At 61.8% G+C, this 1,580-nt stretch carries 2 protein-coding genes; both read left to right on the top strand.

Going from position 1 to position 1,580, the window contains the following annotated elements; all coding sequences use genetic code 11:
• Positions 1-39 precede the first annotated feature (39 nt).
• Positions 40-1,260, top strand: coding sequence for an RtcB family protein (locus F6X42_RS42525; RefSeq protein WP_187639720.1), 1,221 nt, complete (start codon positions 40-42; stop codon positions 1,258-1,260).
• Positions 1,261-1,305: 45 nt separating this feature from the next.
• The gene (locus tag F6X42_RS42530; RefSeq protein ID WP_187639721.1) at positions 1,306-1,521 is read left to right on the top strand and encodes a CDGSH iron-sulfur domain-containing protein; all 216 of its coding nucleotides are present in this window, start codon (positions 1,306-1,308) and stop codon (positions 1,519-1,521) included.
• The last annotated feature ends 59 nt before the right edge of the window (positions 1,522-1,580 follow it).

Below are 1,580 nucleotides of genomic sequence, written 5' to 3' on the forward strand. Positions count from 1 at the left end.
ACCCGTGCCGATGAGCGAAGCTGACGAAGGGACAGAGACATGAGCCTTGTCGATTATCAACTGATGGAAGTGGCAAGCGGCAAGGCCGTGAAGATGTGGGCGCAGGGCGTCGCGATTGAGGAGGCGGCTCGCCGGCAACTGAGAAACACGGCCCGCATGCCGTTCGTGTTCAGGCACCTTGCCGTAATGCCGGACGTGCACGTGGGCAAGGGGTCGACGATCGGCAGCGTGATTCCGACACAAGGAGCGATCATCCCGGCGGCGGTGGGCGTGGATATCGGCTGCGGAATGATGGCGGTTCGCACGACGCTGACGGCCGCGGACCTGCCCCATTCGCTTTCGGGCGTACGCGGCGCGATCGAGCGCGCCGTGCCGCACGGCAGCGCGCAAGGGCGACGCGACCCGGGCGCATGGTCGCGTCCGCCGCCGGCCGTCGACGAGGCCTGGAAACTGCTGGCGCCCGGTTTTCAGCGCATCGTTGGCAAGTATCCTTCCCTCGCGCGCACGAACAACCGCACGCACGTCGGCACGCTCGGCACCGGCAATCACTTCATCGAGGTTTGCCTCGACGAGGAGGACGACGTCTGGTTCATGCTGCACAGCGGATCGCGCGGTGTGGGCAATGCGATCGGGAGCCTGTTCATCGAGCTGGCTCAGGCCGACATGCGTCAACACCTTGCGAATCTTCCGGACAAAGACCTCGCGTACTTCAAGGAAGGTAGCCGGCACTTCGACGACTATGTTGAGGCGGTCGGCTGGGCGCAGGAGTACGCGCGCCGCAACCGTGAGGTCATGATGAGTGCCGTGATCGGTGCGGTGCGCATGACTATTGGCAAACCCTTCACCATCGACGAGCACGCGGTGAACTGCCACCACAATTACGTGCAGAAGGAGCGGCACTTCGGCGCCGACGTGTTCGTCACGCGTAAAGGGGCGGTGTCGGCACGAGTGGGCGAGCTCGGCATCATTCCGGGTTCGATGGGCGCGAAGAGCTTCATCGTGCGCGGTCTCGGCAATGAAGAGAGCTTCTGCTCATGCAGTCACGGCGCCGGGCGCGCGATGAGCCGGAAGGACGCCAAACGGCGCTTCACGGTCCAAGATCAAATCAGGGCGACGGCGCACGTCGAATGCCGAAAGGATGCGGGGGTCGTCGATGAAATTCCGATGGCCTATAAGGACATCGACGCCGTGATGGCCGCGCAGCGGAGCTTGGTCGTGGTGGTTCATACGCTGCGTCAGGTGGTTTGCGTGAAGGGTTAGGCTCTGATTGGCTTGCGACGGTCAGTCGATTCGTAGGAGGTGGATATGGCAACGGCAATCATCACCCCGAGAAATAACGGTCCGTATCACATCAAAGGTGATTTCACGATCACGGCGCAAGGGGGCAGGCAGATTCAAGTCGAGAAAGATGAGGTCTGGCTCTGCCGTTGCGGGCACTCGAATAACAAGCCGTTTTGCGACGGGTCGCATCGGAAGGTAGAGTTTAAGAGTGATCTGGATGAGGGGGCGGGTAAAGAATAGATTTGCGCCGTCGCGGGACGCGCGTGAATGACTCTTTGCAGGGCCACTGAAGGTCTTTT

The organism is Paraburkholderia podalyriae (assembly GCF_014397785.1).
Taxonomy (GTDB): Bacteria; Pseudomonadota; Gammaproteobacteria; order Burkholderiales; family Burkholderiaceae; genus Paraburkholderia; species Paraburkholderia podalyriae.